General features: G+C 35.0%; 14 protein-coding genes and 1 tRNA gene. 7 read left to right on the forward strand and 8 right to left on the reverse strand.

Translation table 11 applies throughout. From position 1 onward, the window contains the following. Positions 1–54 precede the first annotated feature (54 nt). The 5 genes from ACFOWM_RS08250 to ACFOWM_RS08270 form a co-directional block, all read right to left on the reverse strand. Positions 55–1,803 carry a glycoside hydrolase family 13 protein gene (locus ACFOWM_RS08250; protein WP_379708739.1) on the reverse strand — a complete coding sequence of 583 codons (1,749 nt, stop codon included), beginning with the start codon at positions 1,801–1,803 and terminating at the stop codon, positions 55–57. A 2-nt stretch (positions 1,804–1,805) separates the two neighbouring features. After that, a complete protein-coding gene (locus tag ACFOWM_RS08255; protein ID WP_379708741.1) occupies positions 1,806–2,990 on the reverse strand; it encodes a DUF418 domain-containing protein in 1,185 nt (394 codons plus the stop codon). Between the two features lie 26 nt (positions 2,991–3,016). Then, entirely contained in the window at positions 3,017–4,813 is a 1,797-nt protein-coding gene (locus ACFOWM_RS08260; protein ID WP_379708743.1) for a glycoside hydrolase family 13 protein, read from the reverse strand. A gap of 144 nt (positions 4,814–4,957) precedes the next feature. Next, positions 4,958–6,502, reverse strand: a complete 1,545-nt coding sequence (locus ACFOWM_RS08265) for a RagB/SusD family nutrient uptake outer membrane protein (protein ID WP_379708745.1) — start codon at positions 6,500–6,502, stop codon at positions 4,958–4,960. Positions 6,503–6,531: 29 nt separating this feature from the next. Continuing rightward, entirely contained in the window at positions 6,532–9,471 is a 2,940-nt protein-coding gene (locus ACFOWM_RS08270; RefSeq protein WP_379708747.1) for a SusC/RagA family TonB-linked outer membrane protein, read from the reverse strand. Between the two features lie 159 nt (positions 9,472–9,630). On the opposite strand from ACFOWM_RS08270, the gene ACFOWM_RS08275 reads away from it, so the two are divergent. Beyond that, positions 9,631–10,632, forward strand: a complete 1,002-nt coding sequence (locus ACFOWM_RS08275; RefSeq protein WP_379708749.1) for a LacI family DNA-binding transcriptional regulator — start codon at positions 9,631–9,633, stop codon at positions 10,630–10,632. A gap of 14 nt (positions 10,633–10,646) precedes the next feature. On the opposite strand, the gene ACFOWM_RS08280 is transcribed toward ACFOWM_RS08275, so the two are convergent. Together ACFOWM_RS08280 and ACFOWM_RS08285 are read right to left on the reverse strand one after the other, a co-directional pair. Next, positions 10,647–11,342, reverse strand: coding sequence for a response regulator transcription factor (locus ACFOWM_RS08280; RefSeq protein ID WP_379708751.1), 696 nt, complete (start codon positions 11,340–11,342; stop codon positions 10,647–10,649). Positions 11,343–11,352: 10 nt separating this feature from the next. Beyond that, positions 11,353–12,612, reverse strand: a complete 1,260-nt coding sequence (locus ACFOWM_RS08285; RefSeq protein WP_379708753.1) for a sensor histidine kinase — start codon at positions 12,610–12,612, stop codon at positions 11,353–11,355. Positions 12,613–12,794: 182 nt separating this feature from the next. Between ACFOWM_RS08285 and ACFOWM_RS08290 the strand changes: the two genes are divergently transcribed. After that, positions 12,795–13,058 (forward strand): hypothetical protein, encoded by a 264-nt coding sequence (locus ACFOWM_RS08290; protein WP_379708755.1) that lies wholly within the window; start codon positions 12,795–12,797, stop codon positions 13,056–13,058. Between the two features lie 48 nt (positions 13,059–13,106). On the opposite strand, the gene ACFOWM_RS08295 is transcribed toward ACFOWM_RS08290, so the two are convergent. Further along, positions 13,107–13,178, reverse strand: a tRNA-Arg gene (locus ACFOWM_RS08295). A gap of 103 nt (positions 13,179–13,281) precedes the next feature. Between ACFOWM_RS08295 and ACFOWM_RS08300 the strand changes: the two genes are divergently transcribed. The 5 genes from ACFOWM_RS08300 (at position 13,282) to ACFOWM_RS08320 (ending at position 19,353) form a co-directional block, all read left to right on the forward strand. Next, positions 13,282–13,938 carry a tetratricopeptide repeat protein gene (locus ACFOWM_RS08300; RefSeq protein ID WP_379708757.1) on the forward strand — a complete coding sequence of 219 codons (657 nt, stop codon included), beginning with the start codon at positions 13,282–13,284 and terminating at the stop codon, positions 13,936–13,938. Between the two features lie 343 nt (positions 13,939–14,281). Further along, positions 14,282–15,187 carry a histone deacetylase family protein gene (locus tag ACFOWM_RS08305; RefSeq protein ID WP_379708759.1) on the forward strand — a complete coding sequence of 302 codons (906 nt, stop codon included), beginning with the start codon at positions 14,282–14,284 and terminating at the stop codon, positions 15,185–15,187. Positions 15,188–15,258: 71 nt separating this feature from the next. Next, positions 15,259–17,301 (forward strand): glycosyl hydrolase family 95 catalytic domain-containing protein, encoded by a 2,043-nt coding sequence (locus tag ACFOWM_RS08310; protein ID WP_379708761.1) that lies wholly within the window; start codon positions 15,259–15,261, stop codon positions 17,299–17,301. A 91-nt stretch (positions 17,302–17,392) separates the two neighbouring features. Beyond that, on the forward strand, positions 17,393–17,938 hold the full coding sequence (locus ACFOWM_RS08315; protein WP_379708763.1) for a hypothetical protein: 546 nt from the start codon (positions 17,393–17,395) through the stop codon (positions 17,936–17,938). Positions 17,939–18,015: 77 nt separating this feature from the next. Continuing rightward, positions 18,016–19,353 (forward strand): vanadium-dependent haloperoxidase, encoded by a 1,338-nt coding sequence (locus ACFOWM_RS08320; RefSeq protein WP_379708765.1) that lies wholly within the window; start codon positions 18,016–18,018, stop codon positions 19,351–19,353.

Here is a 19,353-nt window from a genome sequence, read left to right on the forward strand (position 1 = left end):
AAGTAAAGGGGGTCAATTTAAATAAATTGACCAACCCTTTGTGTAATTGACTACCTAATATTTTAAAATTGTTGCTTCGTATGGTTGTAAGTTTCCTATTGTACTTGTTTTTGGATAATTACTTAATACCAATGTTGCTTTTTCAAGATTGATACCTGTATTAATTGAAGTACTTTTTGATGTAAAATTGAGCATTACGAGGTAGCGTTCGTTGCCATTAATTCTTGTGTAAGCAAATACATCAGGATTATTTTTATCAACCAATGCCCATGCTCCTGTTGTGAAGATGTTGGTTTGTTTACGCAATTGTATCAGCTTTTTAAAATAGTTTAAGCAACTATTAGGATCTTGCTCTTGCATAGCAACGTTAACACTCGTATAATTTGGATTAACTTTTAGCCAAGGTTTGCCAATAGTAAAACCTGCATTTGTGGTATTATCCCATTGAAATGGTGTACGACCATTATCTCTCGACGTTTGCTTTTTAAGTTCAATAAAAGCTTTTAAGTTGCCTCCGCTTTGCTGAAGTGCAGTGTATTTATTACGAGTATCTACATCATTATAATCTTCAATGCTATTGAAACGAATATTCGTCATACCAAGCTCATCGCCATTATAATAAAAGGGAGTACCTCTCATGGTTAATACAAAGGTTGATAACATTTTTGATGACAATGCGCTGTAAGCTGCACTATCGTTACCAAATTTTGATACCATACGTGGTTGGTCATGATTGGCTAAAAAAATAGCCAGCCAGCCTTTATCTTTAAAAGTGCTGTCATACCGTTCAAATATTTGTTTATACTTTACCAACCCAAAATCGTTGATATGGTTGCCTATATCAACACTTTCAAAATGGTAGGCTATATTGAGTTCTTTTCTATCGGGGTCAACAAATTGCATGGCATCTGCAGGTGAGCTACCTGCGCCTTCAGCAACAGACATTACATTGTATTTACTGTATACTTCTTTATTCATTTCTTGCAAATAGTCATGTAAATGTGGGCCTTTGCCATAATAACGAATCACATCTTTTTGATAATCTTTAGGTAATACGGGCCAAGTAGTATCTTTTGAAGCGAATTGAAAAGCATCCATTCTAAAACCATCAATACCTTTATCAAGCCAAAAACGCATGATATCGTATACTTCGTTTCTTACTTTGGGGTTTTCCCAATTTAAATCAGGTTGCTTTTGAGAAAAATAATGTAGATAATAACTGTTGGTTAATGTATCATATTTCCAGGCATTGCTATTTACATCAAAAAAGCTCCAACGGTAGGGAGGTGTACCTTTTTCAGCAGGCCACCAATGGTAATAATTTCTGTAAGGGTTGTCTCTTGATTGGCGACTTTCTTTAAACCATTGGTGTTCATCTGAGCTGTGGTTAACTACCAAATCCATTATCAATTTAATACCACGTTCGTGCATGCCTTTTAGCAACAAATCAAAATCTTCCATGGTACCAAAATCTTTCATAATGGTTCGGTAATCACTAATATCATAACCATTATCATCATTAGGCGATGTATAAATGGGGTTTAACCAGATAGCATCAATACCTAAACTTTTTAAATAATCTAATTTTGAAATGATTCCTTTTAAATCGCCAATACCATCACCATCGCTATCTTTAAAACTACGTGGATAAATTTGATATACAACCGCACTTTTCCACCAATCACTTTTTGCAGTAACATTTGTTGGGGTTACTTGTTTTGTTGAAGATGATGTACAATTGATCATAGAAATAGCCATCAATATTAAAACGACCGCTGATCGGTATAATGAGTGCTGTATCATAATTAATTTGTTGATGATGAAAATTTTAAAAAAGTGAGTTGATGCCAAATTTTTTCAAGCGGACCTTGTTGGTGTGTTTTTAACCACCATTTACAAAATGCAACATTTAATAAAAACAAGGCAATGCCAATAAACAAAGCCGTTGCGGCACCAGTGTATTTATATAAACCAAAACCATATTTATAGTAAATGGTGGAGCCAACTACAGATTGAAATATATAACTCGTTAAGCCCATTTTGCCAATTGGCACAAGGTTTATAAGGAGCTTTTGTATTCGTTGTTTTTGAAAAAGCAATACAAATAAAGCAACCCAAATTGTCATAAATGAAAAGTTTGTCCATGAGCCAATGGTTACACTCAATGGGTTTAATAATGCTGGCCTTTGTATAAAATTTGGTAAGAACATACCTAAAAAATATAACGGCACAAAGCAAATAATAGCTACGCTTAAAACTTTTTTCCAAAACAACAAGTTGCTGTTATCAATATTAAAAAGTTTAATTCTACCTATTAAAAAACCCAATAAAAATAAAGCTGGCGCTTGCATAAAGCGACCATTTTCCCACGACCATAATAAGGATGCTGCTTTACCTAGCGTTACATTACCTACAACGTAATCAATAAAATTTCCGTTATTCATGTAAGCAGCTATTTGCTCATAATAAGCTACTGATGCATTTGGTGTTGGTACATATTGTGGATGCAGGTATGCATAAAAAAACCGAAACCATTCAACAGGTTGGGCCATTAAAATTACTGCTATGGTTAAAATAGCTTTATTACTGAGGTTGCATACAGGTATTAACACCAACCCTAGTATAGCATACATGGTTAAAATATCACCTTGATAGAAAGCGGTGTTTATAAATCCGAAAATTAATAAAATAAACATGCGCCATAAAAAACGCAACCTATAATCATTACCTAATTTATGTTGTGCTTGGTGTTGCATAAAAAAACTAAAACCAAACAACAAAGCAAAAATGGCATATGCTTTTCCTCCAAAAAGGAAATAACCGCAAAACAATACTTTGGCATCTAAAAGTTTTAACCATTGAGGAAAATCTTGAAGGTTGAAGTTAAACTCATAGCGCTCCATATTATGAATAAGGATGATGCACAAAATAGCAAAGCCCCTCAATGCATCTACTAATTCAATTCTACTCGATTTTGAAGTATTTGTCATTTAATAAAACAGAAATTTGGTGCTCGTTATTTTAATTTTACAATGCAGGCTTGGTAGGGTTGTAATACAACTTTGTTACCTACTACTTTTAATGGCGTTGCGTTATTAATCCATTCATCTGCTAATTGCAAATTGCCCAAATCAAATACACCACCAGTTGGCTTAAAGCTCAGTAATACCAATACTTTTTCTGTTGATGAAGCTCGAGTATATGCATAAACAGATGGATTACTTGCATCGAGTAAATTGTAATCACCATATACCAGCACATCTTTATGTGCTTTACGGAGCTGAATCATTTTCCTAAAATAATGCAGGGTTGATGATGGATTTTTCTCAGCAAATTCAACATTAATGGTGTTTTTATTATCGTTTACTTTAATCCATGGTAAACCTGTTGTAAAGCCGGCGTTGGTGCCTGCATTCCATTGCATTGGGGTACGGCCGTTATCTCTTGCCCCTCCTGTTTTTTGATCTTCAATAAACTGCTTAAGGTCGCCGCCTTTATTTTTTACTTGCTCATACGCTGCAATTGTTTCAATATCTTTATAATCTTCAATTTTATCAAACTTAATGTTCGTCATACCCAGCTCGTCGCCATAATAATAATAAGGTGTTCCCCTCATTGATAGTAAAAAGGTTGTAAGCATTTTAGATGATACTTCTCTATACTCAGGTGCATCGTTACCCCAACGAGTAACCATACGTGGTTGATCATGATTGCCGAGGTAAATTGTACCCCATCCTTTTTTAGCAAAAACACTATCCCACTCAGAGTATATTTTTTTGAATGATGGTAAATCCCAGTTAGGATTCATTTTTTTGAAATAGCCCGGTACATAACCTAAACTAACACCATCAAAATGGTAACTCATATCGAGTTCGTGCCTTGATGGGTCAACAAAATTCATAGCCGTAGCTTTTGTTGTGCCAGCTCCTTCTGCTAATGACATTGCATCATATTTGCTTAACACCTCTTTATTCATTTCTTGTAAATAGGTATGTACGCTAGGTGTGCTTGCAAAATACTGGAACCAATCGCCATTAAAATTTTTATCAAGAAACGCTTGTGTAATTACAGGAAATGTAGTGTCTTTTGCAATAACGGGAATAACATCCATTCTAAAACCATCGATACCTTTTTTAAGCCAACGGTTCATCATGGCATAAATTTCTTTTCGTAAAGCTGGGTTTTCCCAATTTAAATCGGGCTGTTTGTAACTAAAATAATGTAGATAGTAGCTGTTAGTTAGTGAATCAAAACGCCAACCACTCCCATCTACTTCAAAGCTACCCGGCCTAAAAGGTGGTTTGCCTTTTTCTGCTGGCCACCAGTGAAAATAGTTGCGGTATTTGTTGGTTCTTGAGCTTCTTGCTTGTTTAAACCACTCATGTTCATCACTACAATGGTTAACAACTAAATCGAGTACCAACTTTATTCCACGTTGGTGCATTGCTGCAAGTAGGGTATCAAAGTCTTGCATGGTACCAAACTCCTTCATAATATCATCGTAGTTGCTAATATCATACCCATTATCGGCATTAGGTGAACTATAAATTGGGTTGAGCCAAACTATATCAACACCAAGGCTTTTAATATAATCTAATTGTGAGGTAAGTCCTTTTAAATCGCCAATACCATCGCCATCGCTATCTTTAAAACTGCGAGGGTATACTTGGTAAACCACGGCTTCTTTCCACCATTTTTTTGAATTATTTATACTATTTGGCTCAGCAGCTGTTGTTTTGTTAGATTGATTTTGACATGCTAGTAATTGCAGTAGCAAACACAAAAAAAATGATAAACGTAATAATTTACACATGCTTGTAATTTTTGTGGTAATAAAGAAAGTGTGGTTTAATAAAATCAGCAACCTTGTAAACAAAAGAGAGGCAGTTAATAAATCAACTGCCTCTTAACGACCCCTCAAAAAAAAATTAACTATGAAACTTGAAAAAAGCCATTTTTAGTAGCCTGTATTTTGTACAAGACTAGGATTTGCTGCTAAATCATTATTCGGTATTGGGAATAATAAATACTTATCAGCACTTACATTTGGTTTTAATTGGTTTGCAGCTAAGAAAGTACCAAAACGTATTTGGTCGTTTCTTCTCCAACCTTCCCAGTATAATTCACGACCCCTTTCATCTAACAAGTTTTGCTCTGTTAATGTAGCCAAAGCAGTAGCACCACGTACTGAACGTAAATTATTTACAATTAATAAACCTGCCGGAGCATTGTTAGTACGTAATAATGCTTCTGCTTTCATTAATAAAACATCAGCATAACGAATAAATGCAAATTCGTTTGCAGGGTTATCATCACTTGCAAAGTCTGGTGCGTATTTTACCACACGGATACCAGATCTTTCTAAAGTAGCAGGATTACTTTCAGATAAAGCAACAGCAGGTGTAAATACTAATAAATTACCATTTCTATCTTTTAGCAATGTATCATTACCTAAATCGTATTGTTGACCTACTAAGAAACCAACGTTAACTCTACCACCCGGGTTGTTATAGCCTGATACTGGGAATGCTGCACCACGACGTTTATCAACTGCTTCAAATTTGTTGTAAAAGTCAGATAATGTTGTAAAACCATTCCAACCACCTGGGTTTTGGTTGTAGTGCATTGACATGTGCCAACGGCTACGAACATTGTTACCAGAACGACCTTGGTTTTCAGTTACACCACCACCATAAGTAAAAATATTTTCTGTGCTGGTATTGTTACTTGGACCAAACTGAGCAAAATAGTTGCTATTAAGTGAATAGCTACCTGAACTAATAATTTGATCAGCTAATGTAATTACTTGGTTCATATCAGCCGCAGCGAATGTAAACGACTTTCTGTTGCTTGTATACACAGCTCTGTTTAAATAGCATTTCATTAATAAAGCTCTTGCAGCATTTTTGTTAGCTCTATTTTTTGCAGCAGTACCTAAAGTTGGAATAATAGCATTTAATTCGCTAATAATTGTATCTAATGCTTGACCACCTTTTAATACAATTGGCGCTGCTGATAAGCTAGTGCCGGTTGGTCTGTATGGAACTTGGTTCCAACCATCTAAGGTTGCCCACATTGAAAACGCTCTTAAAAAACGAGCTTCAGCAGCTTGTGCTGGTGATGGGTTAAAGTTCAATACATTGGTAGCGTTAAACTGCATAATCAACAAGTTTTCAAATGTTGCTGTAACTTGTTGGTGATCCGCATCCCAATTATGGGTATGAATAACTCTCCAAACACCATTATCATCCCAGTCAGTAGATCTTGTTGGACCAACCATTTCATCAGTTGAATGTTCTGATAAAGAGATGAATCTGTCTTGTGATGTTAACGCATCTTGCATTGAGTTGTATGTTGCCTTCAATAATTGATCAGCATTGGTTAATGCTTGAGCTTGAGGCAATGTTAAGGCACTGTCTAATTTCTCATCTAACTTGGTACAACTTGCTAAAGCAATAGCACTACCAAGTACAAAAGCTGTTTTTAAAAAATTATATTTCATAAAAAATATTTTTATTCGTTTTTATTAAATTAAAATGATACTCTAAAGCCTGCAGTAAAGTTTCTTGCAGATGGATAAGGTGTATACTCGATACCTTGTGATGCTACACCATTAATTGCTTTATTCGTATTAACCTCAGGATCAAAACCACTGTATTTAGTAATTACAAATAAATTAGAACCAGTAACAAATACGTTTACGTTTTTAAATGTAGCTCCTATATTACCGAAGTTGTAATTAACGGTAGCATTTGCTAATCTAAAGAAGCTACCATCTTCAATGTAACGGTTAGATGCGCTTGGTGTGTTACCAACAGCTTCGCCAGTACCAATGAAACGAGCATCAACGTTACCTTTACCAAGGTTACCTAAACCAACGGTTGCATTAGCAGTGTTGTTGTATATTTTTTGACCAAATAAACCGTAACCGTTAACAGTGAAAGTCCATTTTTTGTAATTAACTTCTGAACGGAAACCTAACAATGAAGTTGGATTTGGATTACCTGCGTACACCCTATTGTTATCACCACCATTAAAAATTGAGTTACCACTTGCATCAAACCCTGCAAAATCTTTCGTGTAAAAAGCATTGATAGGTTTGTTGTTTACTAACTTTTGTACACTTACACCAGATAAGCCTTGGCCACTAATGGTACCAGTTAATACATTTCCAAAGCTGTAGTTTTGTAATTCATTTTTCAAGAAAGTAGCATTTATGGCAACATTCCACACTACATTTTTGTTATTGATAATGTCTGAGTTTAATGAAATTTCAACACCTTGGTTTACGATGCTACATGGTACATTTACCCAATATTTAGTAGCTGGGCCAGGCAATGTAACTTGTGTATTAAATAAGATGTTGGTTCTATCTTTTTTGAAGTAATCAACGTTACCATTAATTTTTTTGTTGAACAAAGTGAAATCAACACCTACGTTAATTTGTTTTTCTTTTTCCCATTTCAAATCTGGGTTAGCAACGTTGCTCAACACAATTGATTGTTGACTAACTGTATATTGATCTTGAGCTGCACCAGATGGAAACTCTTGGCTACCAGTAACACCATAACCAACACGTAATGCTAAATTATCAACCCATTTTACACTGCTCATGAAAGCTTCGTTACTAACTGCCCATTTTGCAGCAAATGAAGGGAAATATCCATAACGATTGTTTTTACCAAACTTGGTTGAACCATCAGCTCTTACTGTAGCTGTTAAGAAATATTTATCGTTATAAACAAAACCTGTACGGCCAAAATATGATTGTAACTCCCAGTTAGGATCAACAAACGAACTAACAGCTAAACTTGATTGAGAAGCATATTGTAAAATGTTTGATGAATTAAGCGGTATACCACTAAAATCTTTACCGAAAATGCTTGAGCCTGATCTATCAGATTTGAAGTATTCGTACCCTACTAATGCATCTAATCTTAGTTTTTTAGTAAGCTCTTTTTTATAGTTTAAAGTACCATTTAGCACCTGAGATACTAATTCGTTGTTAGCAACAAAACCCCAACCTCTGCCCAAAACATCCGTTTGGTTTAAGAAAGATTGCATATAAGCTTTTCTTTCACCAGCTTGTTTCATTTGGCTAGCAAATATTTTAACATCAAGCTCTTTACTTAATTTGTAAGTAGCAGCAACATAACCGCTTGCGTTTAACAAATTGCTTCTATCGTTATAAGCAGCAGCTAAAGCTAATGGGTTTAATGCACCTGCTGGTTGATCAAATGAACCATCAGGCTTATAGAAGTTTCTTGTTGGGTTCCATTGTAAAGCGTTACCAACTAAACTACCTTCAAAACCTGCGTTTTCAGATACTGGCGCAATTTTTTCGTTTACTTGACCAATTTTAAAACCATAATCAAGAATTAATTTGTCGTTTACTAATTTGCTTTGGCCAGTAAAGTTGGTCATATACTTGGTTAAATCAGATCCAATAACAATACCTTCTTGTCCAAAATAACCCAATGATAAACGGTAGTTACTCTTATCGTTACCACCACTTACCGCAATGTTTGCATTTTTAGAGGTGGCAGAACGTAAAATAGCATCTTGTGCATCAACATTTCCGCCTTGATCACCATTAGAGATACCGTATTTAGATAAAGCACTTCTGTAAGCGCCAGCATCTAATACATCGTACTTTTTAGCAACTGAGCTTGTTCCTACTTGGAAGTTAAAATCAACCTTTACAGCACCGTTACCTTTTTTAGTTTCAATTAAAATAACACCATTCGCACCTCTTGAACCATAAATGGCAGATGCAGATGCATCTTTCAATACTTGCACACTAGCAATATCGTTCGGGTTTAAAAATAACAATGGGTCAACATCAGCCGTAGAACCTAACCCTAATGCATTTAATTGCGGACGAGCATTACGGCCATCTAAAGGCACACCATCAACAACGTATAATGGTTGGCCAGCACCACTTCTTACTGATGCATTACCTCTTATTCTTACAGTAGTTGCAGCACCTGGTTGACCGCTATTAGCAATAACTTGTAAACCTGCAACCTTACCTTGAATTAATTGGTCAGGACCAGTAATTGGACCTTGGTTAAATGATTTTGCAGAAACAACTGCAACAGCACCTGTTAAATCTTTCTTTTTAACGCTACCATAACCAACCACTACTACTTCTGTAAGTTGATTGTTACTTGCAGTTAAAACAACGTTTACTTCATTACCACTACCGATAGCCACATCTTTTTTGTCGTAGCCAACTGATGAAAATGATAATGTAGTTGCATTTGTTGGAACATTAATTTTAAAAGTTCCATCGGCGTTTGTTGATACGCCATTTTTTGATCCTTTTACAGTTACAGATACACCTGATACTGTAGCACCTTTGTCATCGGTAACGGTACCGGTAACCGTTTTGGTTTGGGCAAAAGCCACAAAAGAAAATAAACCAAAGCACACGGTCAATAGTAGCTTGGTAAGCTTTCCTACGTTCATAAAGAAAATTTTAGTTAGTGGTAATAAATGAATACTTAAAATTATAGTTATTTATAAAGCCAAAATGTTGTTAAAAGAGCAAGCAAATCCGCAAACGTTTGCGAAAATGTTTGCGGTGGAAAAGTAGTTTTAAATTAATGTTAATTCTTTAAGTTTACGGTGAAACCAAACCAAAATATGTCTACGATTACTTTAAAAAAAATTGCCTCAATGCTCAATTTGAGCATTTCTACTGTTTCAAGAGCATTAAAAGACCATCCAGATATTTCAAAACATACCATTAAAAGAGTAAAAGAAATTTCAGAAAGTTTAGAATATGCCCCCAATGCAAATGCTATTCATTTGAAAACTCAAAATTCAAGACTTTTTACTGTGTTGGTACCATCGCTTTCCACCTTTTATTACGATTCGTTCATTGCAGGTATAGAAGAAGAGTGTAGAAAAGATAATTATACTTTAATGATATTGCAAAATGCAGATGATATTGATATTGAAAAGGCTAATTTAAAACTCTGTAGACATAACAGGGTATCTGGCATATTTGCTTGCATGAACCCAGAAAATGAAGATTTTCAGGAATATTATAAAGTACTGGATAACAATATTCCACTACTATTTTATGATAAAGTACCTGAAAATGTGCAATTCAACAAAATATCTATTGACGATACGGAGGCCGGAAGACTGGCAGCTTCAGCAATAAAAAAGAAAAAAGGTAAAAATGTTTTAGCAATATTCGGCAATGCTAAAATGTCGATTACTAATAGAAGACATATTGCTTTTAAAGAAATAATGGAACAATCAAATATTGCTGTAACATATGTTCATGCGCACTCAAGTAAAGAAGCAGAAGCATTAGCCTGCCAATACCTTGAGCAAAAAAAGATTGATAGTATAATGTGTATGAGCGATGAAATATTAATTGGCGCCATGTTAGGTATTCAAAAACTAGAACACCATTTCAAAAAACCGATTAATATTGTGTGCATGAGCGAAGGTTTTTTCCCGACACTTTATTATCATGATATTGCCTATGTTGAAACCAGCGGTTATCAACTAGCTAAAAAAGCATACGAAACAATGCACACCATTATTAAAGAAAAAGAAGCTCCGAAAGAGTTTATGGTAACACCAAATATCATTGAACAAAAAAAGTCTTAAACAATATTTATGTACTACGGTGTAGGTACAACTAGCCTAAATCCTACACCGTGTATTGTTTCTATAATTACTTCAGGATCAACTTTTAGGTATTTACGAAGTTTGGTCATGTACACATCCATGCTTCTGCCTAAAAAATAATCATCTTTACCCCAAACGTGCAATAAAACCTCATCTCTTTTAACTACTTTATTTTGATGTTCACACAAAAAACGTAACAAATCGGCTTCTTTTTGGGTAATGTTAAATGCAGCGGTTGCGGTACTTATTTTTAAATCAATGGGTGAAAAAACCAAATTATTTATGTGAAAAATAGTGGCTGTTTCGGCATGCATTTTTTTAGAACGCTTTAAAAACACTTCAATTTTTTTTAATAGCTCAGGCATACTAAATGGTTTAGCTATATAATCGTCAGCGCCTTTATCATACCCTTTTAATCGATCTTCTTCTTGGCTTTTTGTACTTAAAAAAAGAATGGGTGTAAGGTCAGATTGCTGCCTTACCTTTTTTGCCACCATATAGCCATCTTTATTAGGCATCATAATATCTAACAAACATAAATCGAACTTATTTTTATCGAATTGATCAATAGCTGATTGTCCGTCTGCAAAATGCACTACTTTATATCCTTCATCTTCTAATGAATCTTTTACCATGAAAGCTAAGCTAGCATCATCTTCTGCAAATAATATGGTGGCTTTTGTTGACATAAAATAAATATTAATTTTTAGGTAATTCAATTACAAATTCAGTACCAATGCCCACTATGCTATTTAATTTAATGTTACCGCCGTGAGCATCAATTACTTTTTTTACAAAGTATAAACCAAGGCCCAGCCCTTTTACATTATGTACATCGCCTGTGGGCACTCTGTAAAATTTTTTAAATAATTTCTTTTGAAAATGTTTATCAATGCCAATGCCATTATCTTTTATTGAAATGCTGTATACATTATTTTGTACACTTGTTTCAATAATTACTACGGGTTTTGTAGCGTACTTAATAGCATTAGATATAAGGTTTAAAATGGCCACAAATAAATTATTGTAATCAGCCAAAATAGTGGTTTCTGTAGGCTCAAAAAAATATTGAATGGTAGCATTTTTTTCATCAATAACAGTATACAATTGCGCAATAGCATTTTTAATTAATTGATGCGGTTGCACTTCTTTTTTTTCTAACACTAAACCCACTGCTTCTGTTTTAAGCACTTTCATGAGGTTATCAATATGTTGTTTTAAATACTCCGTTTGCCCTTGCATGAGTTTGGTGTATTTGGCCAATTTTTCAGGATGATCAACAATGGTAGGTTTTGCAATAATATCTAACCCAACGGTTAAAGTGGTTAGCGGTGTTTGAAATTCGTGTGTAACGTTTCTAATAAAATCATTTTGAATTTCGTTTTGAAACTTCTGTTTATACAAATAAAACAAGCTGATAGCAAAACAAACCAGTACTAAAATTAACACGATGCTTGAGAAAATCCACCAACTCATTTGACCTAAAATATACTTATTACGGTGAGGGAAATTTAGCATTCCGTAGGTGTAATTCCTTTTAAAAATAGGCAATTCATTGCCTTCATTTATTGGATAGTGCGATGCAGCGGTGGGCATGTAAACCTCATATACATAAGCATTTTGTAGAGGATGGTATAATGCTACTTTACAATCTGTAAAAACATTTTGTGTACTCAATTCCAATGCAATTGAGTCTTCTAAAGTGGTTGCACTAGTAGCACTATCTACTTTAAATAAAAAGGTATTTTTATCAGGCAATTCAATAAGGGTTTGTAAATTTTTTTGAGTGTTGTAATTAACATCTACATAAAAGGCCTTTATACTTTTAACTACATTGGTAGTAAACTCTTTCTCTTCTAAATTATATTGTTTGTTGAGCCAGTACAATTGCATCACCACTATGGTACTTATTACCAATGATGATGTTAACATAATCCATTTAAAAGTGACTGACCGCATGGCACTAAAGCTATTTAACGTTTGTTAATACAAAGGTGGTGCTATTTTATTTATGAGTGAAAACGGTAAGGTTAATAGTTGGTTAAACGGCGAAATAGCTTCGTTAATCGGGTGTTAATGCTGATTTTAGGATACTAATTTTATTACATTTACTTTACAAAATTCAACCAAAAAATAAAATCATGAAAAAATTATTGATTGCAGCCATGCTATTTATTGGCGCTACAACTGCTTCTTTCGCTCAAACAAGTAAACCGGCAGCAAAACCAGCAGCTAGTAAAACTACTGAAGCTAAAAAACCAACAGCTGCCGCAACTGAAAAAACTGGCGTTGTTTTAAAGAAAGATGGTACGCCAGATAAACGCTACAAAAACACACCTGCTGCTACACCATTAAAAAAAGATGGTACACCAGATAAACGTTTTAAAGCAAATAAAAAGAGTTAATTATTAATTGTTGATTGTAAAAAGGCATCCTTTTGGATGCCTTTTTTGTGGTCCCGCCAAGAATCGAACTTGGATCTAAAGTTTAGGAAACTTCTATTCTATCCATTGAACTACGGGACCAACGGTATATTTCAGTGGGCAAATTTAAGGTGTTTCTTCAAATCTAAAATGGCAAATATTAAATCATAAATCAACGCTATCTTTGCAAACCAAATTTTATTGTATGAAGTGGATGAATACCGTTATTAAATACCGCCTTTGGTTGGGCCTTGCATTGTTAGCACTAGCTATTTTTGTGAATTACCAAACTAGTTTTTGGCCATCATTTATTATTTATTTTGTAGCCACAGTTTTAATTGTGGGTCATTTTTTATTTGGTCCTATGCGTTTAATACAAACACATATGGAAAATGGCGATATGGAAGCGGCCAAAAAAGTAGTGTATGGTATTATGTTTCCATCACTGTTAATAAAACCAATGCGTTCCGTTTATTATACCATTAAGGGTAACTTAGCAATGGCCACACAAGATTTTGACACGGCAGAAAAACATATGAAAAAAGGGCTCGACCTTGGCGGAGGCTCTTTAACTAAGCAAGCTGAAGGTCCTAATAAATTACAATTAGGAATGTTAGCTATGCAAAAAGGTAATATTAAAGAAGCGGAGTCATACATTAGGGCTGCTATTCGTGCAGGCTTGCCAGATAGTGAAAACAATGCTGTAGCTTATTTACAATTATGCTCTATTATGATGAACAAAAGAGAGTTTAGAGCAGCTAAAGATTTTTTCAAAAAAGCTAAAGCTTTTAAACCAACTACACCACAAATTGTTGATCAAATTAAACAAATGGAAAAGTATATTAGCCGCATGCCAGGCTAAATATTTTTAAAAATACTTGTAAAAAGCAATCATTTGTAATGGTTGCTTTTTTGTTGCAATTATTAACACAAATATTACAATTCATTGGCAATAATAACCGCTTTCAAAATTTGATATGCCTTACTTTTGCAGCTCAAAATAAAACCTATCAAAAGGTTACATTATTTTCAAGCTAAGTGTAAAAACTACACTTCAATACTGATCAATAATTGGGGATAATCATTGATAAAAAAAACCAGCTATTTTAGTTGGTTTTTTTATGCCCTTTTTCGAAACCCATCATTCAACCGATACACTAATTTTACTTTTTAAAATAACATAAAATAAACGCTTAAATTGTTGCATGCTTAAAATTGCCTTCGATCCTATTTATGCTCATCCACTACCAGAAGGCCATCGATTTCCTATGCTTAAGTATGAATTAATACCGGAGCAATTGTTATTTGAAGGTACCATTACAAGCGATAATTTATTTAAACCCAATATTGCCGATGATGCTACGGTTTTACTAACGCACGACTATCATTACCTACAAAAATTACATACACAAACTTTATCAGAAAGAGAGCAACGGGTAATTGGTTTTCCGCAATCGCCTCAACTAACTATTCGTGAGTTAATGATAGCACAAGGCACCATACAATGCTGCCATTATGCAATGAAGTTTGGCGTTGCCATGAACATTGCTGGTGGTACACACCATGCTTTTTTTGATAGAGGTGAGGGCTTTTGTATGCTAAACGATCAAGCTATTGCTGCTAATTATCTTTTAAAAAATAAGCTAGCACAACGCATTTTAATCATTGATTTAGATGTTCATCAAGGCAACGGTACGGCCAAGCTTTTTGAAGATAATAGCAACGTATTTACATTTAGTATGCACGGCAAAAACAACTACCCATTTCGTAAAGAAAAAAGTGACCTTGATGTTGAATTGTTAGATGGAACCGATACCGAAACCTATTTACAACTATTGCAACAACAGCTACCTACATTAATAAATAAAGTTCAACCCGATGTTGCCTTTTATTTATCTGGCGTTGATATTTTAGATACTGATAAGTTTGGTAAACTAAAAGTAACGCCCCAAGGTTGTTTACAAAGAGATGTTATGGTTTTTACACTATTACAACAACACCATATTCCTTGTATAGTAAGTATGGGCGGCGGTTACAGTGCCGATGTTAAAATTATTATGGAAGCTCATTGCAATACATTTAGAGCTGCTAAAAATATTTGGAATATTTAATTTGCCACTACATTACGTACATTTATTACCGCTACAATTCATTTGTTGTAACTAAAACCTACATGTCACTCATGCGAATTACCAAAAAATTACTCAGCATAATTGCTATTATATTAATCAGTACAACCCTTACAGCGCAAGATGCTTGGAAGCTAACAGCCAATAAAATTGATGCATCAAATTACTTTGGTATTACAGTGGCCAATGGTATGGTGGGGGTTGTATCAGCACCAGAACCTTTTAAAGTAAAAGATGTTGTACTTGCAGGAGCTTATGATTTATATGGTAGGGGCCGAGTGAGTAATTTTTTAAAAAGTTTTAACCTCCTTAATATGTATGTTGAGGTAGATGGTACTCGTATTAACAGTACCAATATCAGTCAATTTAACCAAACGCTTGATATGCAACATGCTGCTTTTACCAGCAGTTTTAATTATGGTGATAAAGCCATTATTACATATACTTATTATGCATTACGCCAACTGCCTTACACCGTTTTAATGGATGTTACTATTAACGCTAAAAAAGATTGTAACATTAACGCAGCTAGTGTTATGGAAGCACCCGATGCTTTAAAAGATGTTCAAAATTATTATAACGAAATTGATAGGCCACATGTAGTTATTAGTTTACTTACATCAGCAGCAAAAAGCCCTACAGGCAAATTGCTCATGTGCGCTAGCAATACTTTTTTATTTACCGAACAGCATGGTATGGAGCCAAGGGTTATTCATGAAATGTGGGATAATAACATGCACCTCATGAAGTTTAATAAAAAACTAAAAGCAGGTGAAACGTATCATTTCTCCATTGCAGGCAGCACCATTACATCTGCCCACCATGATGATCCATTAAATGAAGCAGAACGTGCTACCATTTTCGCTAAGTTAGAAGGTCGTGATCGCCTCATTGCTTTACACAACAGGGCTTGGCAAGACTTATGGAAAAGCAATATCACCATTAAAGGTGACGACCAAGCCCAACAAGATGTTCATAGTATGATGTACCATTTATATTCGTTTGTAAGAGAAGGAAGTTCTTTCTCACCTTCACCAATGGGCTTGAGTGGTTTGGGTTATAACGGACATGTATTTTGGGACACCGAACTTTGGATGTACCCAGCGCTTTTGGTATTGAACCCAACATTAGCCAAAAGCATGGTGGAGTATAGGTTTGAAAGGTTAGAAGCTGCCAAAAGAAATGCCTTTAGCAAAGGTTACAAAGGCGCTATGTTCCCTTGGGAAAGTGCCGCAAGTGGTGTGGAAGAAACACCGGTTTGGGCCTTAAGTGGACCCTTTGAAAATCATATTACGGCTTGTGTAGGCATTGCTGCATGGAATTATTATTGTGTTACGCAAGATAAAGATTGGCTTAAAGAGAAAGGGTACTCGATATTGAAAGAAACCGCAAATTTTTGGTTGAGTCGGGTTGAAAAAAATGATAAAGGTCAGTATGAAATTAAAAATGTGGTAGCGGCAGATGAATGGGCTGAAAACGTTGATAATAATGCGTTTACCAATGCAGCGGCTATCACTAATTTAAAATATGCAACTGAAGCTGCAAAAGTATTGGGCATTGCTGCTAATGCCGATTGGGCAACAGTTGCCAACAATATACCTATTTTAAAATTTGATGATGGTGTTACAAAAGAACATGCAACCTACAAAGGAGAAGGTATTAAGCAGGCTGATGTTAATTTACTTGCTTATCCGTTAAAATATATTACAGATGTTACCAGCATAAAAAAAGATTTAGCATTTTATGAAACCAGAATACCTAACGAAGGTACCCCTGCCATGACCCAAGCTATTTTTGCTTTACTTTATGCAAGGTTAGGCAATGGCAGCAAAAGTTATCAGTGGTTTCAAGAGGCGTATATGCCTAACCTCAACCCACCGTTTAGGGTAATTGCTGAAACAAAAGGCGGTACCAATCCTTATTTTGCAACAGGTGCTGGCGGTATTTTACAAGCTGTGCTTATGGGTTACGGCGGACTAGATATTACAAGTAAAGGTATTGTTCAAATAAAATCAACCTTGCCACCACACTGGAAAAGTATTGAAATGACCAATATTGGCATCGATAAAAAAACATATACCGTTACCCAACCCTAAAAAAAATTTTATAAATAAAGTTTAAAACAGCAAACGTTTGCAATAAGCCCTAGCAGTAGCTTCAACAAATCAAATAAATATATTTGGTGTATTGAAACTAACTGCTTCTATATTTCTATTGGGCATTATGCTATTTAATACCATCGGTTACCGATTACTATTAAATTATAAAAGCAATGCCAGTACTGTTGCCATCAATCAAAAGATTGATGCGCAACAATACGCTGAGGCTGATTTAATGGAACTGACCATTCCACTGAACATGCCTTATTACAGCGACCAACCTTTAGAAAATACCTACGGTGAAATTGAAATAAAAGGAACTCATTATGCATACGTTAAAAGAATGGTAAGCAATAATGAACTTCATATTTGGTGCTTGCCTAACAAATCAAAAACAGCCTTACAACAATTAAAAAATCAAAGTAATGCTGCTCTCAGTGCCCACGAATCAAATAATAAACCAGCAAAAAACAACACGTTAAAAATATTTGAGTATGATGGAACAATTCAATCAAGCTCAACAATGACCCCCGTTTTAAATCCAATTTCTCAACCTTGTAATAGTTACTACTTAAATAGTAAACCACAGTTTGAGCCAAGCAGCATACAGCATCCCCCAGAAGTAATCGCATAAACCTGATGCGATTACTGGCTGCTACGTTATAACGTAAGCAGCATTTTACCATTACTTTTTACTCAATTTATTATTTAATGAAACTCATTAAAGGCATACTAGCCATTGCTGCTATTATAGTAGCTTTTCATGCATGTGCACCTAAAAAAAATACATCAACTGCATATTTTAATAACAGCTTATTGTACTGCAAAGCGGTTAAAAATTTAAACGATGTAGTGTTAGAAAATAATTTTCCACCCATGATTGCTGCACGTAATTATGCCTATGCAAATATTGCAGCGTATGAATGTATGGCAGCAGGTAATAAAAATTATCAAACACTCAGTAAGCAAATTAAACATTTACCTACAATGCCTACTGCACCAGCAGGGGTTACTATCAACTATAATCTAGCTGCTTTGTTATCACTCATAAAGGTAGGCAATGCAGTAACTTTTCCTGAAGGTAGCCTTATGGCTACATATGAACAATTAAAAAAAGATGCTGATAGTGTAGGCATGCCTGCAGATGAATTACAGCATACCATTGCATTTTCTGACAGCGTAGTAAGCACAATTTTAAAATGGAGCAAAGGCGATCATTATGCACAAACAAGAAGTGCAGAAAAATATACTGTTGAAAATAAAGATGGCCGTTGGATACCTACACCACCTATGTATGCCTCAGCAGTGGAGCCGCATTGGATGGAAATTAGGCCACTTGTGTTAGATAGTGCTTCGCAGTTTATGCCGGTTCGTCCACCTGTATTTGATGTAACCAATAAAAACAGTAGCTACTACAAAGCTTTGTTAGAAGTTAAAAATATTGGCGATAGCCTTACAGAAGAACAACGTTTTATCGCTGATTTTTGGGATGATAACCCGTTTAAAATGAATGTATCAGGCCATGCTATGTTTGCCTCAAAAAAGTTTTCGCCTGCAGGCCATTGGATGAATATTGTAGGCATTGCCGCACAAAAATCAAAAGCAGATGTTGGTGCCACTATTGCTGCTTATACACAAACTGCTATTGCATTATTTGATGCTTTTATTAGTTGTTGGGATGAAAAATACCGTAGTAATTTTATTCGTCCTGAAACGGCTATTGCCCAATATATTAATGATGCATGGCGACCGTATATACAAACACCACCATTTCCATCATATACCAGCGGCCATGCAACCATTTCTGCAGCGGCGGCTGAAGTTATGGCAAATTGTTTTGGTGATACTATTAACATCAGCGATACCTCACTTTTAGCTTTTGGTATAAAAAGTAGAAACATTGTAACGTTTAGAAATGCTGCCAAAGAAGCAGCCATGTCGAGGTTGTACGGTGGTATTCATTACCGTTTTGATAATGAAGCCGGCAATCAATCGGGTACAAAACTGGGTATCTATATTGTTGAAAAACTTCGTCTAAAAAACAAATAA

Origin of the sequence: Ferruginibacter yonginensis (assembly GCF_042651465.1) — a bacterium.
Classification (GTDB): domain Bacteria; phylum Bacteroidota; class Bacteroidia; order Chitinophagales; family Chitinophagaceae; genus Ferruginibacter; species Ferruginibacter yonginensis.

Excerpts from the sequence above, each read along its gene's own strand:
- ACFOWM_RS08320 (WP_379708765.1), top strand. The coding sequence starts at position 18,016 with ATGAAACTCATTAAAGGCATACTAGCCATTGCTGCTATTATAGTAGCT.
- ACFOWM_RS08290 (WP_379708755.1), top strand. The coding sequence starts at position 12,795 with ATGAAAAAATTATTGATTGCAGCCATGCTATTTATTGGCGCTACAACT.
- ACFOWM_RS08310 (WP_379708761.1), top strand. The coding sequence starts at position 15,259 with ATGCGAATTACCAAAAAATTACTCAGCATAATTGCTATTATATTAATC.
- ACFOWM_RS08260 (WP_379708743.1), bottom strand. The coding sequence starts at position 4,813 with ATGTGTAAATTATTACGTTTATCATTTTTTTTGTGTTTGCTACTGCAA.
- ACFOWM_RS08270 (WP_379708747.1), bottom strand. The coding sequence starts at position 9,471 with ATGAACGTAGGAAAGCTTACCAAGCTACTATTGACCGTGTGCTTTGGT.
- ACFOWM_RS08265 (WP_379708745.1), bottom strand. The coding sequence starts at position 6,502 with ATGAAATATAATTTTTTAAAAACAGCTTTTGTACTTGGTAGTGCTATT.
- ACFOWM_RS08285 (WP_379708753.1), bottom strand. The coding sequence starts at position 12,612 with ATGCGGTCAGTCACTTTTAAATGGATTATGTTAACATCATCATTGGTA.
- ACFOWM_RS08250 (WP_379708739.1), bottom strand. The coding sequence starts at position 1,803 with ATGATACAGCACTCATTATACCGATCAGCGGTCGTTTTAATATTGATG.
- ACFOWM_RS08305 (WP_379708759.1), top strand. The coding sequence starts at position 14,282 with ATGCTTAAAATTGCCTTCGATCCTATTTATGCTCATCCACTACCAGAA.
- ACFOWM_RS08300 (WP_379708757.1), top strand. The coding sequence starts at position 13,282 with ATGAAGTGGATGAATACCGTTATTAAATACCGCCTTTGGTTGGGCCTT.
- ACFOWM_RS08280 (WP_379708751.1), bottom strand. The coding sequence starts at position 11,342 with ATGTCAACAAAAGCCACCATATTATTTGCAGAAGATGATGCTAGCTTA.
- ACFOWM_RS08255 (WP_379708741.1), bottom strand. The coding sequence starts at position 2,990 with ATGACAAATACTTCAAAATCGAGTAGAATTGAATTAGTAGATGCATTG.